At 64.5% G+C, this 17,105-nt stretch carries 13 protein-coding genes; 9 read left to right on the plus strand and 4 right to left on the minus strand.

What is annotated here, in order from left to right; all coding sequences use genetic code 11:
- Nucleotides 1-39: 39 nt before the first annotated feature.
- Nucleotides 40-639 carry an META domain-containing protein gene (locus AWB70_RS04050; RefSeq protein WP_053567775.1) on the minus strand — a complete coding sequence of 200 codons (600 nt, stop codon included), beginning with the start codon at nucleotides 637-639 and terminating at the stop codon, nucleotides 40-42.
- A 300-nt stretch (nucleotides 640-939) separates the two neighbouring features.
- Here AWB70_RS04050 and purT point away from each other — a divergent pair, with 300 nt between their 5' ends.
- The 4 genes from purT to AWB70_RS04065 all read left to right on the plus strand — a co-directional run bounded on the left by purT (nucleotide 940) and on the right by AWB70_RS04065 (nucleotide 4,785).
- Nucleotides 940-2,172, plus strand: coding sequence for a formate-dependent phosphoribosylglycinamide formyltransferase (purT, locus tag AWB70_RS04055; protein ID WP_053567776.1), 1,233 nt, complete (start codon nucleotides 940-942; stop codon nucleotides 2,170-2,172).
- A gap of 54 nt (nucleotides 2,173-2,226) precedes the next feature.
- Nucleotides 2,227-2,397: a DUF6726 family protein gene (locus AWB70_RS38945; RefSeq protein WP_167350980.1), complete on the plus strand. Its 171-nt coding sequence runs from the start codon at nucleotides 2,227-2,229 to the stop codon at nucleotides 2,395-2,397.
- 58 nt (nucleotides 2,398-2,455) lie between these two features.
- Nucleotides 2,456-2,812: an MliC family protein gene (locus AWB70_RS04060; RefSeq protein WP_053567778.1), complete on the plus strand. Its 357-nt coding sequence runs from the start codon at nucleotides 2,456-2,458 to the stop codon at nucleotides 2,810-2,812.
- Nucleotides 2,813-3,294: 482 nt separating this feature from the next.
- Nucleotides 3,295-4,785 (plus strand): DEAD/DEAH box helicase, encoded by a 1,491-nt coding sequence (locus AWB70_RS04065; RefSeq protein ID WP_053567779.1) that lies wholly within the window; start codon nucleotides 3,295-3,297, stop codon nucleotides 4,783-4,785.
- 52 nt (nucleotides 4,786-4,837) lie between these two features.
- Here the strand turns inward: AWB70_RS04065 and gluQRS are convergent, their stop codons facing one another.
- Together gluQRS and AWB70_RS04075 are read right to left on the minus strand one after the other, a co-directional pair.
- Complete coding sequence (gene gluQRS, locus AWB70_RS04070; protein ID WP_053567780.1) at nucleotides 4,838-5,722, minus strand: tRNA glutamyl-Q(34) synthetase GluQRS; 885 nt, start codon at nucleotides 5,720-5,722, stop codon at nucleotides 4,838-4,840.
- A gap of 6 nt (nucleotides 5,723-5,728) precedes the next feature.
- Nucleotides 5,729-6,592, minus strand: a complete 864-nt coding sequence (locus AWB70_RS04075; RefSeq protein ID WP_053568102.1) for a sulfurtransferase — start codon at nucleotides 6,590-6,592, stop codon at nucleotides 5,729-5,731.
- Nucleotides 6,593-6,828: 236 nt separating this feature from the next.
- Between AWB70_RS04075 and dnaE the strand changes: the two genes are divergently transcribed.
- Nucleotides 6,829-10,341: a DNA polymerase III subunit alpha gene (dnaE, locus tag AWB70_RS04080; protein ID WP_374730224.1), complete on the plus strand. Its 3,513-nt coding sequence runs from the start codon at nucleotides 6,829-6,831 to the stop codon at nucleotides 10,339-10,341.
- A gap of 13 nt (nucleotides 10,342-10,354) precedes the next feature.
- Here the strand turns inward: dnaE and AWB70_RS04085 are convergent, their stop codons facing one another.
- The gene (locus tag AWB70_RS04085; protein ID WP_053567781.1) at nucleotides 10,355-11,116 is read right to left on the minus strand and encodes a glycosyltransferase family 2 protein; all 762 of its coding nucleotides are present in this window, start codon (nucleotides 11,114-11,116) and stop codon (nucleotides 10,355-10,357) included.
- Between the two features lie 242 nt (nucleotides 11,117-11,358).
- Here AWB70_RS04085 and msbA point away from each other — a divergent pair, with 242 nt between their 5' ends.
- The 4 genes from msbA to AWB70_RS04105 all read left to right on the plus strand — a co-directional run bounded on the left by msbA (nucleotide 11,359) and on the right by AWB70_RS04105 (nucleotide 17,067).
- On the plus strand, nucleotides 11,359-13,125 hold the full coding sequence (gene msbA / locus AWB70_RS04090) for a lipid A export permease/ATP-binding protein MsbA (RefSeq protein WP_198066068.1): 1,767 nt from the start codon (nucleotides 11,359-11,361) through the stop codon (nucleotides 13,123-13,125).
- Nucleotides 13,126-13,301: 176 nt separating this feature from the next.
- The gene (locus AWB70_RS04095; RefSeq protein WP_235024136.1) at nucleotides 13,302-14,267 is read left to right on the plus strand and encodes a glycosyltransferase family 4 protein; all 966 of its coding nucleotides are present in this window, start codon (nucleotides 13,302-13,304) and stop codon (nucleotides 14,265-14,267) included.
- 63 nt (nucleotides 14,268-14,330) lie between these two features.
- A complete protein-coding gene (locus tag AWB70_RS04100; protein WP_235024137.1) occupies nucleotides 14,331-15,629 on the plus strand; it encodes an O-antigen ligase family protein in 1,299 nt (432 codons plus the stop codon).
- Nucleotides 15,630-15,879: 250 nt separating this feature from the next.
- On the plus strand, nucleotides 15,880-17,067 hold the full coding sequence (locus tag AWB70_RS04105; RefSeq protein WP_060854052.1) for an acyltransferase family protein: 1,188 nt from the start codon (nucleotides 15,880-15,882) through the stop codon (nucleotides 17,065-17,067).
- The last annotated feature ends 38 nt before the right edge of the window (nucleotides 17,068-17,105 follow it).

Genomic DNA, 17,105 nt, shown 5'->3' on the forward strand with positions numbered 1-17,105 from the left:
TACGCAACACCTGTTTCGACAATGCGCGCGGCGCGCTCCTTACTTCCCGGCGCGTGGCGCGAAGGTGAGCACCTGACCGTCGTCGAGCGTGAGTTGCAGCGCTTGCGGAGGATTCATCTGCACGCCGCTTTTTGCGACGTGCGCGAGCGCGTCGAGATACGGCCGCTCGAGCGCGGCGCCCGCGCCGGAGACGCACGCCATGCGGGTGCCGGCGAGCGGGCCGAACGTGAGCTTGCCGTTCTTGAGATCGTAGGCGCCGCTGAAGCGGTTGCAGCCCGAAAAGCCGCTCGCCCGGCGATGCCCGCTCGCGGTCGAAAAATCGAGCGTGAGCGGCTGCGCGGCGTTCTCGCCCGCATGCGGCACGGCGCGCGGCTGGCCGCTCGCGTCGGTCCAGCTCGTGAGCGCCCATTGCGTGTCGTCGAGCAACTGCGTGGCGGCGGGATTATAGGGATCCGTGGGCGGGGCCGCCACATCCGGGTGTTTCGGCATCGCGCAGCCGGCGGCGATGCTCGCGGCGGCAATCAGCGTGCAAGTGCGGGAAACCAGCGAGAGCCATGCTTTGCGGCGCGACAGGAAACCTGACGATGAGCGCGGCCGGGAAAAAACGGTAGCGGACGCGCGAAGGAAGGGACTGGGCATCGATGATCCTGAAGCTGGCGAAACCGTAAGGGTATCGCACGCGTCCTACGATTTGTCCAGCTTCCGGATGCAACAAAATGATCGGCGGCGTCCTGGCAACGCCGATGCAAGCGGCGACCGCGCGGGGAATTCCGGTGCGCGTTCGCGTGTCAATACCGTCTGTGACGACGCTGTCGGCAAGCCGGACGGCAAAGTGCCGGTGCGCGCGCTGCGTGTTAACATCGCGGCCATTCAATATCGCGGCCCACCCGGCTTTCGAGCATGGCCGGCCTCGCCACTCGACCGATCCCTGGAGCACTCATGCAGACCGATCCTTTCCGTCCCGGCGCCTTGCGCATCGGTACGCCGCTGTCCCCCAACGCGACGCGCGTGATGCTGCTCGGCGCGGGCGAACTCGGCAAGGAAGTGATCATCGCGTTGCAGCGTCTGGGTGTGGAAGTGATCGCGGTCGATCGTTACGCGAATGCGCCGGGGCATCAGGTTGCGCATCGCGCGCACGTCATCGACATGACGGACGGCGCAGCGTTGCGCGCGCTCGTCGAACAGGAGCGGCCGCATCTGATCGTGCCGGAGATCGAGGCGATCGCGACCGATGCGCTCGCCGAAATCGAATCGGCCGGGCTCGCGACCGTCATTCCGACCGCGCGCGCCACGCAGCTCACGATGAACCGCGAAGGCATCCGGCGTCTCGCCGCCGAGGAGCTCGGGCTGCCGACTTCGCCGTATGCGTTCGCGCAATCGCTCGACGAGATGAAGGCGGCGATCGGCACGATCGGCTTCCCGTGCGTGGTGAAACCGGTGATGTCCTCGTCGGGCAAGGGGCAGTCGGTGCTGAAAAGCGACGCGGATATCGAACCCGCGTGGCAGTACGCGATGGCGGGCGGCCGCGTGAATCACGGGCGTGTGATCGTCGAGGGTTTCATCGACTTCGACTATGAAATCACGCAGCTCACGGTGCGCGCGGCGGATGCGGCGAGCGGCGAGACGCAGACGTATTTCTGCGAGCCGATCGGCCATGTGCAGGTGGCGGGCGATTACGTCGAATCGTGGCAGCCGCAGGCGATGAGTCCGGCCGCGCTCGCGAAAGCGCGCGACGTCGCCGCGAAGGTGACGACCGCGCTGGGCGGCCGGGGGCTCTTCGGCGTCGAGCTTTTCGTGCGCGGCGACGATGTGTGGTTCTCGGAAGTGAGCCCGCGTCCGCACGACACCGGCCTCGTCACGCTCGCGACGCAGCGCTTCTCCGAGTTCGAGCTGCATGCGCGCGCGATTCTCGGCTTGCCTGTCGATACCACGCTCGCCACGCCGGGCGCGTCCGCCGTGATCTACGGCGGGCTGGAGCAAGCGGGCATCGCGTTCGAGGGCGTGGCTGAAGCGCTCGCCGTGCCGGGCGCGGATCTGCGGCTGTTCGGCAAGCCGGAAAGCTTCGCGAAGCGGCGCATGGGCGTCGCGCTGGCGACGGGCGCGGACACGGAGCAGGCGCGCGAGCGCGCAAGGCTCGCGGCGTCGAAGGTTACGCCGGTGGCGGCAAGTTAAGCGAAGAGAAGCGAACAAGGCAAGCGGCGCGCGAGCGCGGGCGGGAGCAAGAACGTGAACTGGAAAGCACTGGCCACGCTCGTCGTGGCGTCCATCGGACTGTCGGGCTGCGGCCTCGCGGCGGCGCCGTGCCGGATCGCATCGGCGGGACTGAAGATCGTGCCGGTCGTCGGCCACGTCGCCGCCGCGCCCACCGATGCCTGCGCGGACGTGATCGACCCGTGACGCGATCCGTCATCGCCATCGCCCACGCACCGGCATCCAACGAACCACGAACCGAACGATGAAAAAGCTCTTCGCCTTGCTGCTCGCGTCGCTCTGCGCCCACACCGCGCTCGCCATGCCGCTCACCGTGCCGCAGATCCAGACCGCATCCACGCAAACGACCCGCTACGACTGCAAGGACGGCAAGAGCGTGTCCGTGCAGTACACCAACACCCGGAACCATCAGAGCTTCGCGGCGCTGACCGTCGACGGGCGCAAGCTGCTGTTCGTCAACGTGATCGCGGGATCGGGCGCGAAATACGTCGCCGATCAATACACCTGGTGGACCAAGGGTCCGCAGGCCAATCTCTACGACGAAATGGCCGCGAAGGACGCGCCGCCGCTGCTCGCCGATTGCGAGGCGCGCAAGAAGTAGGGCCGGGCGCGCCGCGTGCTGGTTCGGCTTCGACCGGCGCGGCGGCGTGCCGCCGGAGCCGGGCGGCGCACGGTGCTACAATGTGCGGCTTTCCGGCTGTGAATTCGCGGCCGGACCGAATTTCGAGTTTTCCGGCATCGCCGTCGATGCCGGTTCGGGCGGTTCGAGCGGTACGCGGCCTGAGGCGTCCACGAACCGCGAGCGAGCGATGCACGTGCCTTGAAGGCGTCATCGAAGCCGTGTTCCATTTGGGCGCGGGCTCGCGAATCGAAACGAATCGAAACGAACGGCGCTCGAACCGGGCGCGCCAGACACGATAAACCAGCCGCCCAAGCCCGGCGCCGCGCACGATGTGCCGATCGCGTGCGCCCACGAAACCCATCCGCGTAAGCAAGCGATCGCGACGATCGACCCAACGACCCGACCGATTTTTACGCGCGCCGCATCGAGCGGCATTATTTGCGATAGCCAATATAGTCACCATGTCCGATTCCGTCGCCACGAACACGTCCACCGCTTTGGGCGCCGCGCCTACGTTCGACCAGTTCGGTTTGGCCGCCGACATCCTGAAGGCGGTGCGCGAGTCCGGCTACACCACGCCCACGCCGATCCAGGCGCAGGCGATTCCGGTCGTCCTCGCGGGCCGCGATGTCATGGGCGCCGCGCAGACCGGCACCGGCAAGACCGCGAGTTTCTCGCTGCCGATCATCCAGCGCCTGTTGCCGAGCGCGAACACGAGCGCCTCGCCGGCGCGCCATCCGGTGCGCGCGCTGATGCTCACGCCCACGCGCGAACTCGCCGATCAGGTCGCCGCCAACGTGCAGACGTACTCGAAGCACACGCCGCTGCGCAGCACGGTCGTGTTCGGCGGCGTCGACATGAACCCGCAGTCCGATGCGCTGCGCCGGGGCGTCGAAATCCTGATCGCGACGCCCGGACGCCTGCTCGATCACGTCCAGCAGAAAACGGTCAATCTGGGCCAGGTCCAGATGCTGGTGCTCGACGAAGCCGACCGCATGCTCGACATGGGCTTTCTGCCCGACCTGCAACGCATCCTGAATCTGCTGCCGAAGGAGCGTCAGACGCTGCTGTTCTCCGCGACGTTCTCGCCGGAAATCAAGAAGCTCGCGTCCACGTATCTGCGCAATCCGCAGACGATCGAAGTCGCCCGCAGCAATTCGACCGCGACGAACGTGCGTCAGATCGTCTTCGAGGTTCATGAAAGCGACAAATCCGGCGCGGTCGCGCAGCTCATTCGCGAGCGCGAGCTGAAGCAGGTGATCGTGTTCTGCAACAGCAAGATCGGCGCGAGCCGGCTCGCGCGCGTGCTGGAGAAGGACGGCATCGTCGCGACGGCGATTCACGGCGACCGTTCGCAAAGCGAGCGCATGCAGGCGCTCGACGCGTTCAAGCGCGGCGAGATCGAAGCGCTCGTCGCCACCGATGTCGCCGCGCGCGGTCTTGATATCGCCGAATTGCCGGCGGTCATCAACTTCGACCTGCCGTTCAACGCGGAAGATTATGTGCACCGCATCGGCCGCACGGGGCGCGCGGGCGCGTCGGGCGACGCGCTGTCGCTGTGCAGCGCGAACGAGCGCAAGCAACTCGCCGACATCGAAAAGCTCATCAAGCGTCCGCTCGAAGTCGAGCCGCTCGAAGTGACGATGCGCGCGCGCCGCGATGGTGCGACGTCCGCGCCGCGGCGCGACGAGCGCTTCGGCCGTTCGGAGCGCACCGAGCACCGTCACGGATCGCGCGACGAAGCCGGCTCGCGCCGCCGCACGGCGGGCACGCATGATCGTCCGCGCGGCCGTCAGCAGCCCATCGACGAGTTTTTCCTGAAGCCCTACGAGCCGTCGCCCTCGGCGATGAAGCGTCAGGAGGAAACGGTCGAGCCCGAGCGCAAGAGCGCGCCGAAGCAGCCGCTCGCGGCCTTGCTCGGCGGATTGGGCATGCCGCGCAAGTCGTCGTAAAGGTCAGAAAGGCAGCCCGCGTGGCTGCCTTTTTTGCGTCTGGCGGCGGAATTCAGCGCGCGAAGCGCTGCGCCCATGCGGCCGTCGCGGCGCTGTAGAACGTATCGAGCGACGAGATCGATGAAAGCGACGACGCAACGTCGAGGCCCAGATGGCGCGCCGCCTGCACGAGCGCATCGAGCGGCGCGTGGCGATCGAGCGGGGCCGCGCCCGTCTGCTTGCTGAGCTTCTCGCCGGCGTCGTTATTGACGACAGGCACATGCAGATAAGCCGGCGTCGGCACGTCGAGACACCGTTGCAGGTAGATTTGCCGCGCCGTCGAATCGAGCAGATCGGCGCCGCGCACGACATGCGTGATGTTCGCGTCGGCATCGTCGACGACGACCGCGAGTTGATACGCCCACAAGCCGTCCGCCCGCTTCAGCGCGAAATCCCCGACCTCGGTGGCCAGATCTTGTGATTGCATGCCTTGCCAACGATCCTGAAACGACACGACGGCCGCCGCGCCATCCGGCACGCGCAGCCGCCATGCGCGCGCGGGTTTTCCATGCAGACCGTTTCGGCACGTGCCCGGATAGGCGAGGGTGGCGTGGCGCGCATGTGCGTGTAGCAGCGAATCCGCGATTTCGCGCCGCGTGCAGCCGCACGGATAGATGAAGCCCGCCGCCTGCAACCGCGCGAACGCCGCCGCATAGGCCGCGTCGCGTTCGCTCTGCCAGACCGGAAGCGAATCGGAATGCATGCCGAAGTGCGCGAGCGTCGCGAGGATGTCATCGGCGGCGCCGGGCACGGTGCGCGGCGCGTCCACGTCTTCGATGCGCACGATCCAGCTTCCGCCGTGCGCGCGGGCATCGAGAAAACTGGCGAGCGCGCTGACGAGCGAGCCCGCATGGAGCGGACCGGTCGGCGAGGGCGCGAATCGGCCGCGATACGTCATTCGGTCTTACGCCGCCGCGCGGGCCTTCGCGTCGGGATGGCAGGCCGGACACGTCTCGCCCGGCTTGTAGTACGGCGACGCCTGATCTTCCACCGGCACCACGGCGCGGCAACCGAAGCATTGCGCGGTCGCGGTCGGCTGCAGGTTCGGATCGAGCGCGGTGCGGTAATCGAACACGAAGCACTCGCCGGTGTAATGCGCGCCGCCCACTTCCTCGAAATACTTGAGAATGCCGCCTTCGAGCTGATAAACATGCTCGATGCCCACTTCCTTCATGTGAATCGCGGCCTTTTCACAGCGAATGCCGCCGGTGCAGAACGACACGACCGTCTTGCCTTCCATATCCGCGCGATTCTTTTCGATGACTTCCGGAAACTCGCTGAACTTCGTGATGCGGTAATCGAGCGCATTGTCGAACGTGCCGACATCCACTTCGAACGCGTTGCGCGTGTCGAGCATCACGACCGGGCGGCCCGCGTCGTCGTGGCCGCGGTCGAGCCACGTCTTGAGCGTGGGCGCATCCACGAAAGGCGCGCGGCCGAGTTCCGGCTTGATCGCGGGCTTTTTCATCGTGATGATTTCGCGCTTGAGCTTCACCAGCATGCGGCGAAAGGGCTGCTTCGCGGAGAGGCTTTCCTTGAATTGCAGATCGGCGAAACGGCCGCCGAAGAGCGCATCCGTGCGGATGTAATCGATGAACTCGCGGACTTCGGACACCGGCCCGGCGATGAAAAGATTGATGCCCTCCGGCGCCAGCAGAATCGTGCCCTTGAGACCGAGCGCGTTGCAGCGTTCGGTGACGAGCGGCCGCCACGCGGGGCCGTCTTCGATGCTGACGAATTTGTAGGCGGAGAGGTTCAGAATGCTCATGATCGGATGACGCGCGATGCGGCGTGTAACAGGTAAGAACGAGTAAATGTTGCGGACGGACGCGCCGCGCAAAACACGTATTATCCCGCAAACGGCGCGCGCTCCCGCATTACGCGATGCGGCGATTCCCGCCGCCTTGCGCACGCGCAATATCGATCGCCTTCAAGGGCTTATCCGTTCGGCCAATGCGCCGCCGTCAGGGCAATTTCGGGACGGCCCGCATGTACAATACCGCCATGTCAGATCCCCGCTTCGTTCATCTCCGCGTCCACTCCGAATTCTCGATCGCCGACGGCATCGTACGGCTGGACGATGTCGTCAAGGCTGCCGCACAAGACGGACAAGGCGCGCTCGCGCTGACCGATCTCGGCAACGCATTCGGTCTCGTGCGCTTTTACAAGGAAGCGCGCGGCAAGGGTGTGAAGCCCATCGCCGGTTGCGACGTCTGGATCACCAATCCAGACGACCGCGACAAGCCCTCGCGCCTGCTTTTGCTCGTGCGCGACAAGCAGGGCTATCTGAACCTGTGCGAACTGCTGAGCCGCGCGTGGCTGACGAATCAGTATCGCGGCCGCGCCGAGGTCATGCTGGAGTGGCTCGAAGGCGGCCTGGCGCAAGGCCTGCTCGCGCTGTCGGGCGCGCAGACGGGCGATATCGGCATGGCGTTCGCCGCGGGCAATGCGGCGAGCGCGCAACGTCACGCCGAGCGCTGGGCGAAGCTCTTTCCCAATGCGTTCTACATCGAACTGCAGCGCGCGGGACAGCCGGGCGAGCAGGGCTACATTCAGGAAGCCGTCGCGCTGGCCGCGAAGCTGCGCTTGCCGGTCGTCGCGACGCATCCGATGCAGTTCATGACCCCCGACGATTTCACCGCGCACGAAGCGCGCGTGTGCATTTCGGAAGGCGATATCCTCGCGAATCCGCGCCGGCAGAAGCGCTTCACGCAAGATCAGTTTTTCCGCACGCAGGACGAAATGTGCGCGCTCTTCGCGGATATTCCTTCCGCGCTCGCGAACACGGTGGAGATCGCCAGGCGCTGCAATCTGACGCTCGAACTCGGCAAGCCGAAGCTGCCGCTCTTCCCGACACCCGATGGCATGTCGCTCGACGACTATCTCGTGCAACTGTCGAAGGAAGGGCTCGAAGTCCGCCTGCAGCAGCTTTATCCCGATGAAACCGAACGCGAGGCGCAGCGCGAAACGTATTACGCGCGCCTCGATTTCGAGTGCGGCACGATCATCAAGATGGGCTTTCCGGGCTACTTCCTGATCGTCGCCGACTTCATCATGTGGGCGAAGAACAATGGCGTGCCGGTCGGTCCGGGCCGCGGTTCGGGCGCAGGCTCGCTCGTCGCGTATGCGCTCGGCATTACCGATCTCGACCCGCTGCGCTACAACCTGCTGTTCGAACGCTTCCTGAATCCGGAACGCGTGTCGATGCCCGACTTCGACATCGACTTCTGTCAGGAAGGGCGCGACCGCGTCATCCAGTACGTGAAGGGCAAGTACGGCGCGGACGCCGTGTCGCAGATCGCGACCTTCGGCACGATGGCGGCGAAGGCCGCGGTGCGCGACATCGGCCGCGTGCTCGATCTGGGCTACATGTTCACCGATGGCATCGCCAAGCTGATTCCGTTCAAGCCGGGCAAGCACGTGACCATCGCGGACGCGATGAAGGAAGAGCCGACGCTGCAGGAGCGCTTCGATTCCGAAGACGAAGTGCATCAGTTGCTCGAACTCGCGCAGCGCGTCGAAGGGCTCACGCGTAACGTCGGCATGCACGCGGGCGGCGTTCTGATCGCGCCGGGCAAGCTCACGGACTTTTGCCCGCTCTACACGCAGGGCGAAGACGGCGGCGTCGTCAGTCAGTACGACAAGGACGACGTAGAAGCCGTCGGCCTCGTGAAGTTCGACTTTCTGGGCCTCACCACGCTCACCATTCTCGACTGGGCCGAGCGTTACATCCGGCGCCTCGATCCGTCGAAGCAAGACTGGAATCTCGCGCAAGTGCCGCTCGACGATCCGGTCTCGTTCCAGATACTGAAGAAAGCGAACACCGTCGCCGTGTTCCAGCTGGAAAGCCGCGGCATGCAGGGCATGCTGAAGGACGCGCAGCCGGACCGCTTCGAGGACATCATCGCGCTCGTGGCGCTGTATCGCCCAGGCCCGATGGACCTGATTCCGAGCTTCTGCGCGCGCAAGCACGGGCGCGAGATCGTCGAGTATCCGGATCCGCGCGTCGAACCTGTTCTGAAAGAGACCTACGGCATCATGGTCTATCAGGAGCAGGTGATGCAGATGGCGCAGATCATCGGCGGCTATTCGCTCGGCGGCGCGGACTTGCTGCGCCGCGCGATGGGCAAGAAAAAGCCCGAGGAAATGGCGCAGCACCGCGAGATCTTCGCTCAGGGCGCGGCAGTGAATGGCCTGACGCGCGCGAAGTCCGACGAAATCTTCGACCTGATGGAGAAGTTCGCCGGCTACGGCTTCAACAAGTCGCACGCGGCGGCCTACGCGCTGCTCGCGTATTACACGGCGTGGCTGAAAGCGCATCATCCGGCCGAATTCATGGCGGCCAACATGTCGCTCGCCATGGACGACACCGACAAGGTGAAGATCCTTTTCGAGGATTGCGCGACCAACGGCATGAAGGTGCTGCCGCCGGATATCAATCAGTCGGCGTATCGCTTCGAGCCGGTCGCGGAGGCCGACGGCACGCGCTCGAAGACGATCCGCTACGGCCTGGGCGCGGTGAAGGGCAGCGGCCAGAACGCGATCGAGGAAATCCTGCGCGCGCGAGAAGACGGCCTGTTCGTCGATCTGTTCGATTTCTGCGAGCGCATCGACCGGCGTGTCGTGAATCGCCGCACCGTCGAGGCGCTGATCCGCTCGGGCGCGTTCGACACGCTGCATGCGAATCGCGCGCAACTGCTCGCTTCCGTGCCGCTCGCGATGGAAGCCGCCGACCAGGCCGCCGCCAACGCCATGCAGGCCGGTCTCTTCGACATGGGCGACGCCACGCTCGCGAAGCACGAATACGTCGACGAACCGATGTGGTCGGACAAGAAGCGCCTGCAGGAAGAAAAGACCGCACTCGGCTTCTATCTGTCGGGGCATCTTTTCGATGCCTACAAGGGCGAGGTGCGCCGTTTCGTGCGCCAGAAAATCGGCGAGCTGAAGGAAGGGCGCGACAAGCTGGTCGCGGGCGTCATCTCCGCGATGCGCACGCAGATGACCCAGCGCGGCAAGATGCTGATCGTCAATCTCGACGATGGCAGCGGCCAGTGCGAAGTCACCGTCTTCAACGAGCAGTTCGAGGCGAACAAGGCGCTCTTCAAGGAAGACGAGCTGCTCGTCGTGCAGGGGCAGGCGCGCAACGATGCGTTCACGGGCGGCATCCGCTTCACCGTCGATACGGCGATGGATCTCGAACGCGCGCGCAGCCGTTATGCGCAGTCCGTGAAAGTCGAAATGAACGGCAACGCCGATGCGCTGCGTTTGCGCCGCGTGCTCGAAGCGCATGCCGCGGGCGCGCAGAGCGAACCGCCGCCGATGCCGGTCAAGGAAAACGGCCGTCAACGCTCGAGCGCGCCGATTCCGAACGGGCTGAACGTGAGCATCGTCTATCGCAGCGAACATGCGGAGGGTGAGGTGCGTCTCGGCGATGCGTGGCGCGTCAAGCCCACCGACGAACTCATCACGGCGCTGCGCGGCGAGTTCGCGGGCAGCGCGATCGAGATCGTGTATTGAGGCGCGTCGCGCTTCAGCGAGGCTGGTCGAGATGCGCCAGCTTCAGAAACCGGTAGTAGACGGTCTGAGCATTGAAGACGGCGATCAGAAAGCCGGCGCGGCCATCGAGAAAACCGCGTCGCAGCAGGTAGGTTCGCGCAAATGCCCACAGTCCGCGCGTGATCGCGATGCTCAGGCTGCCTCGCTTGCCTGCCGCGTGGCGCTGCAGCGCGCCCGCCGTGGAATACGCGTCCAGCTTGCGCAGGACGGTCTCGAAGTCTTCGTAAGAGTAATGCATCAGCTTGCCTTGCAGGCGCACGGCGGGTGTCTTCGCCGCCATCACCAGCCGTTCGTGCACGAGGTCGTCCGAGAAGCGCGCCGACGAGCGCCTGAAAAGCCGCGGAATCCAGTCCGGATACCAGCCGCTGTGTTCGATCCACTGGCCGCAAAAGCTCGACAGGCGGTCCACCGCGTACACGTCGGCGGCGGGCGCGGCGATGGCGGCGCGGATCGCGGCGGCGAGTTCCGGCGTGACGACCTCGTCGGCATCGATGGAAAGCACCCAATCGGTCGAAAGGGCGTCGAGCGCCCGATTCTTCTGCGGGCCGAAGCCGGGCCAGTCCCGCTCGACGATCACGCGGGCGCCGTGTGCGCGCGCGATCTCCGCGGTTGCGTCGGTGCTGCCGCCATCGATCACCACGATGTCATCGGCGAAAGAAACGGATGTCAGGCATTGCGCGAGCCGCGCGGCCGCGTTGTAGGTGATGAGAGCGATGCCGAGTGTGGGTTGCGTCATGTCGTGGTGATGAAAAACGGGTGCGCGCCGGATGCATGCTGACGCGTATTCTAAGACCATCGATCGCAAGCGCCTCGCCGGTGAAGGAACGCGCCTGTAATGTGAGCTTCGCATCAACGACGGTTTAAAATGAGCGAAATTGTGACGCCCGGCCAGAAGGCGTTCGGCATGACCTTCCGCCCGGCCGCGTCTCGCGCGCGGGGCATCGCAATGTAGAGGACGATTTGAGCGAGAAGCAGACACTGAGAAAAACCATCGGCGGCGGCGAGCATTCATCGTCCACGGCCGTCGTCAGGCGGCTGTGGCCTTATATCCGGCCGTTGATGAGCATCGTGCTGCTCGGCCTCGTCGCCATGGGGTTCGTCGCCGCGAGCGAAGCGGGCATCCCGATGCTGCTCAAACCCCTGCTCGATCATGGCTTCGGCACGAACGGCAGCGAGAAGGCTAAATGGGTGGTGCCCGCGGCCGTGATCGGCCTCGCGCTCGTGCGGGGCAGCGCGCAGTACGCCTCGGGCTATCTGCTTTCTTACGTGTCGAACAAGATCCTGCTGCAGTTGCGGCTCCAGATGTTCGATCGCATGATTCACGCGAGCGCGGGCTTTTTCCAGCGCGAGACGGCGAGCACGGTCATCAACGCGATCGTCTTCGAAGTCAATCAGGTGCTGCAGATCTTGTCCGGCGTGGTCGTGACGCTCGTGCGCGACTCGCTCACTGTCGTCTTCCTGTTGGGCTATCTCTTCATCCTCAACTGGCGTCTCACGCTGATCGTCGCGCTGATCCTGCCTGCCATCGGCTGGCTGGTTTCGAAGATCAACCGCCGCCTGCGCCGTCTGAACCGGGAGCATCAGATGCTCACCAACGATCTCTCGTATATCGTCGAAGAGACCGTGGGCGGCTATAAGGTCATGAAGGTGCATAACGGCGAGCCGTACGAGACCGGCCGTTTCACGGAGATGAGCAACCGCCTGCGCGGCTACTCCATGCGCATGCAGGTGTCGGGCGGGCTCGCGCAACCGTTGACGCAGTTTCTGGCGTCGATCGCGCTCGCCATCGTGATCACCATCGCCGTGCTGCAATCCGCAAGCGACCAGACCACGGTCGGCGGCTTCGTCGCCTTCGTGACGTCGATGCTGCTCGTCATTTCACCGCTCAAGCATCTGATCGACGTCAATCAGCCGCTGCAGCGCGGCGTGACCGCGGCCGAGCTGATTTTCGGCCTCATCGATGAACCGCCGGAGCCCGCGGGCGGCGGCCGCCGCCTCGAACGGGCTCAGGGCAGCATCGAGTTTCGCAACGTGTCGTTCAACTATGGGTCGCGCGAGCGCGCCACGCTGGATCGCGTGTCGTTCAAAGTCGCGCCCGGCGAGATGGTCGCGCTGGCGGGGCCGTCGGGAAGCGGCAAGACCACGTTGGCGAACCTGCTGCCGCGCTTTTTCGATCCCGCCGAGGGCGAGGTGCTCGTCGATGGCGTGCCGTTGCCCGAGTTCGCCTTGCGCGACCTGCGCGCCCAGATCGCGATGGTCAGCCAGGACGTCGTGCTCTTCAACGACACCATCGCCGCCAATGTCGCGTATGGTACGATCCCCAACCGCGAAAAGGTGCTGGCCGCGCTCGCCGCGGCCAATCTGGCGGACGTCGTATCGTCGCTGCCGCAGGGCATCGATACGCTCGTCGGCGGAAACGGCATGCGTTTGTCGGGCGGGCAGCGCCAGCGTCTCGCGATCGCGCGCGCCATCTACAAGGACGCGCCGATTCTCGTGCTCGATGAAGCCACGTCGGCCCTGGACTCGGAATCGGAGCGGCATGTGCAGTCGGCGCTCGAAACGCTGATGAAAGGCCGCACGACGCTCGTGATCGCGCATCGTCTGTCGACCATCGAGCGCGCCGACCGGATCGTCGTGCTGGATGGCGGAAAGATCATCGAGCAGGGTAGCCACTCGGAGCTGTTGCGACTGGACGGGCTCTATGCCCATCTGCATCGCATCCAATATCAGCAGCAGGCGGCCTGATTCGTTCGCGGGGCGCTTTGTCCGCGGGCGCAGCGGCAAAGCGCATGGCGAGCGTTGCGGCGTGTCTTTGCGGTCCGTCGATACAATCGGCGATTCGCGAGCCTTTACCCGCGTTACTCACAACTGTCATGCCTAATGCAGCTCCGAAGCCGGTGATTCATATCATCAACGGTTTCATGAATGAAAACGGTGGCAGCGAGCAGGAAGCGCTGCACCTCGCCGGTCTCCTGCGAGACCGAAGCGAGTTGGCACTGTGGTCGTCCTCGTCGCGTTTTTCGCGCGATCTCGCGCAGCGCTACGGGATTCGCCGCATTGGCCTTCGCCCGGGAACGCGTCCGGAGGGGGGCACCTTCGTTTTCGTGGGCGCGCACTGGCGTCACACCGCGTGGCCGTATCTCGTGCGAGCGCCGCGCCGCCTGATCTACGTCTTCAATACGTTTCATCCGAAAATTCTCTCGCTGACGGCGGCGCATCCCTTCATGCTGCGCTGGCCACGGACCGAGTATGTGGCGATCTCCGACTTCCAGCGCAGCCTGCTCGGCGTCGAATGTGAAGTGCAGCCGTCTCCGATCGACATCGCGCGTTTCTCGCCTTCGCCCGATCCGCGCCCGGACAACGCCCGGCCCGTGATCGGCCGGCTGAGCCGCGATACGACCGACAAGCACGATACCGACGATATCCCGCTCTATCGGGCGTGGATCGAGGACGGCGCGGAAGTCAGGCTGCAGGGCGCGACCCAGTTTTCCGCCGCATCGGGCGACGCGCTCGGCGCCATGCTCCGGATGCAAATCCTGCCCGAGGGCGCGGTTCCGACCGTCGCGTTCTTGCGCGGGCTCGATATCTTTTATTATCGGACTGGCGCGCACGTGGAGACCTTCGGGCGCGTCGTGCTCGAAGCGATGGCGTGCGGCCTGCCGGTCGTCTGTCACCGGCGCGGCGGTTATGCCGACTGGATCCGGCACGGCGAGAACGGTTTCCTTTTCGATCGTTCCGACGAGGCAGACCAACTGGTGCGCACGCTTCTCGCGAACGCCGGCCTGCGCAAAACGATCGGCGAACGCGCGCGCGCGACGGTGGAGACGATGTATTCGGCCAAAGCGGCCCGGGAACGTGCCGACTTCTATCTGCGCGAGCCACGCTGAAAAAACACGACCTGAAAGCGCGCCTTGGGCGCTCGATCCGAAACGGGGTAGCAGAACATCACAATGCAAGTCACACACATCTCAATGCTGGGCCGTTCGGGAACGGAGTCGTACTCATTGTTTCTGGCGCGGTGGTTCGCGCTGATCACGCTGTCGCTGATCCCCATTTCGACGGCGGGCGTCAACGTCGGTTCGGCCGCGTTCGCGCTGTTCGCGCTGATTTCGCCCGAAGTCTGGCGTCGCGCACGGCCTTTGCTGACGTGGACGGCGGGCGCCACCGCCGCGCTCGCGCTGTTCGTCGTGCTGAGTCTGAGCCTGGCTTACAGTTCCGCTGGATTCGCGGAGGCGCTCGACTTCCTGATGAAGTATCGGAAGCTGCTGTTCATCCCGCTCCTGCTGCTCGTTTTCGCGGACGACGCCGGCAAGCTCTTTGCGCGCGCTGCCGTCTGGAGCCTGTTCGCCACGCTCGTGCTCACTATGGTGCTGACATACACGAACGCGTTCGGCTGGACGTCGCTCGGTCCGATGCACGCGGACGACCCGGTCAGGCGGCCCTGGGTGTTCAAGGATCACATCTCGGGCGGCCTGATGATGGCGTTCCTCGTCTGCCTGTCCTTTGCGCTTGCGAAGGCGGCGAGCGGCTGGCGAAGCAAGGTGCTGTATCTCGTGGCGCTGCTCGCGCTGATCAACGTCCTGTTCGTGCTTCAGGGGCGCACCGGGCAGGTCGTGGCGATTGCGTATGTCGCGATCTATCTGGTCGTGCAGGCGGCGCAGTTCCGCCGTTACGACAAGCGCGCGCGCCTGCTTGCGGGCGTGGGTGTGGCCGCCGTGTGCGTCTGTATCGCCGCTTTCGTGCTCTACGCCAAAGACCGGCGGCTTGCGGACACGGCGCAGGAAGTCTCGCAGTTCGAGACGCAAAACAAGAATACGTCGATGGGCGTGCGGCTGCTGTTCTACCGCCGCAGCATCGAGCTGATGTCGCACCGGCCGATTGCCGGCTACGGCGTGGGAAGCGTGCGCACGCAGTTCGAGCGTCTCGCGAGCGCGCAGACCGGCGGGCATGCGGCGATGGCGGGCAATCCCCACAACGAGTTCTTCCTGATGGGCGTGCAGCTCGGGCTCATCGGCGTGGCGCTGTTCGTGTGGTTCCTGGTCGCGATCGGGCGAGAGTGCCGGCGGCTGGCGGAGCCCGCGAAGCTGATCGCGATCGGCTACCTTTTCGCGTTCGTCCTCGGCTGCCTCGCGAACTCTCTGCTGCTGAACTTCACGGAAGGCAATCTCTTCGTCTTCCTCATCGGCATATTGATCGGCACGGCGCCCGGGAAAGGCCGCGATGTGGCGGCGGCGCGAGCGCGAGCCTGACGATCGCTGGACGATGCGCACGGCGTCGCATCAACACGATGTCGTGTTGTTTGACCTTTTCAAGACGCTGATTTTTTGCTCGATGGCATCTGAGACTCGCGGACAACTGCTCAACGGGTGGCCCGCAGTCAGCTTTTGAACCGCTTTTCGTTGCCCGCGGATCGTCGGAGACTGCATCACGTACAATTCGAGACGATTCGTTCAGAAAGAAGATAAGGCAGCCATGGGGTATCAACCAGGCGTTCCGAGAATGCAGACGCGTGTCGACGCAAGTCAGATACCCGCTTTGGATGGCTTGCGGGGCCTGGCGGCAATGTGGGTTTTTTTGTGCCATGTGCAGATTCTTACCGGGATGAAGTCCATCCCGATTCTTTCCTATGGCGAACTGGCGGTGGATTTATTCATGTTCCTTTCCGGGTTCCTGATGGCGCACCACTACTTGGAGCGGCGTGCCGACGAGCCATGGAACACGGGTCGCACGTGGTGGAGATTTTGGTGCAGGCGCTTCTTTCGAATTACCCCGGCCTACTACCTGTTGCTCTTGATTTCGTTCGCCGCCGGTCACTATCTTGCTGATGCACGCACTTCGATTGCGCATTTCTGGCCAGCGACGGCCACATTGGACTCGCGTTATCTCGATCACAGTGTCTGGAACGTATTGACGCACGTTACCTATTCGTTCGGCGTCCTGCCTCGATATTCGTTCAACACCGCGTTACCAGACTGGTCGATTGGCTTGGAAATGCAGTTCTATGCCGTGTTTCCTTTGCTGATGCTGCTGATTGCGAGGCACGGAGTTTTCATCGCGATCGCGGGGTTGGCGATCGTTGCTTTTGCAGTTCAGTTGATGGCACCGGGCTTGTTCGCGGCTTTTCCCATGCCCTCATTCCTGCCGATGAAGTTATATATGTTCCTCGCTGGCATGGTCGCAGCACTGACGCGAGACAGCTCGAAGGCAACGCGGGGCCTGATGCTCGCTGCAAGCCTGCCTTCGATTCAGTTCGCGCTACATCCGGACGCCATGTCAGGCGTACGAATCGTGCTTGTCGTTGCCCTTTTCATGCTCCTCTCGGCAGAATCCGTGGGCCACGGTGCGGGGTCGATGCGGGCCGTACGCGCAGCGCGCAGGTTGCTTGGCATGCGGATAGGCAAGGTACTGGGCGATCTTGCTTACGGTTTCTACCTGATCCACTTGTTGATTCTTCTACCCGTCGCCGGATACCTGACGAAATTCGAAGGCTATCTGAACGCTTCCGCTCCGCTTCGATTCGCCGTAGTCGCTACGGTCGTGGGAGCGGCGACCCTTGGGCTCTCCTGGGTATTGCATCGAGTGGTCGAGAAACCAGGAATCGCACTCGGCAAGCGTCTGCTCACACCTGGGCTACGCACTTCGGCCAACCTCCCGGCGTCGCGCGATGACGCAGTTCGCCGATTCTAGTCAGCCCTGAAATCAGCGTCACGGTTTGAAACCGCCCC

The sequence above is a fragment of the Caballeronia cordobensis genome (assembly GCF_001544575.2).
Lineage (GTDB): Bacteria > Pseudomonadota > Gammaproteobacteria > Burkholderiales > Burkholderiaceae > Caballeronia > Caballeronia cordobensis.

What these genes read in the sequence shown, in the direction of transcription:
- AWB70_RS04060 (WP_053567778.1), top strand. Translation starts at nt 2,456, where the DNA reads ATGAAAAAGCTCTTCGCCTTGCTGCTCGCGTCGCTCTGCGCCCACACC.
- AWB70_RS04105 (WP_060854052.1), top strand. Translation starts at nt 15,880, where the DNA reads ATGCAGACGCGTGTCGACGCAAGTCAGATACCCGCTTTGGATGGCTTG.
- dnaE (WP_374730224.1), top strand. Translation starts at nt 6,829, where the DNA reads ATGTCAGATCCCCGCTTCGTTCATCTCCGCGTCCACTCCGAATTCTCG.
- gluQRS (WP_053567780.1), bottom strand. Translation starts at nt 5,722, where the DNA reads ATGACGTATCGCGGCCGATTCGCGCCCTCGCCGACCGGTCCGCTCCAT.
- AWB70_RS04085 (WP_053567781.1), bottom strand. Translation starts at nt 11,116, where the DNA reads ATGACGCAACCCACACTCGGCATCGCTCTCATCACCTACAACGCGGCC.
- AWB70_RS04100 (WP_235024137.1), top strand. Translation starts at nt 14,331, where the DNA reads ATGCAAGTCACACACATCTCAATGCTGGGCCGTTCGGGAACGGAGTCG.
- AWB70_RS04095 (WP_235024136.1), top strand. Translation starts at nt 13,302, where the DNA reads ATGAATGAAAACGGTGGCAGCGAGCAGGAAGCGCTGCACCTCGCCGGT.
- AWB70_RS04075 (WP_053568102.1), bottom strand. Translation starts at nt 6,592, where the DNA reads ATGAGCATTCTGAACCTCTCCGCCTACAAATTCGTCAGCATCGAAGAC.
- purT (WP_053567776.1), top strand. Translation starts at nt 940, where the DNA reads ATGCAGACCGATCCTTTCCGTCCCGGCGCCTTGCGCATCGGTACGCCG.
- AWB70_RS04065 (WP_053567779.1), top strand. Translation starts at nt 3,295, where the DNA reads ATGTCCGATTCCGTCGCCACGAACACGTCCACCGCTTTGGGCGCCGCG.
- AWB70_RS04050 (WP_053567775.1), bottom strand. Translation starts at nt 639, where the DNA reads ATGCCCAGTCCCTTCCTTCGCGCGTCCGCTACCGTTTTTTCCCGGCCG.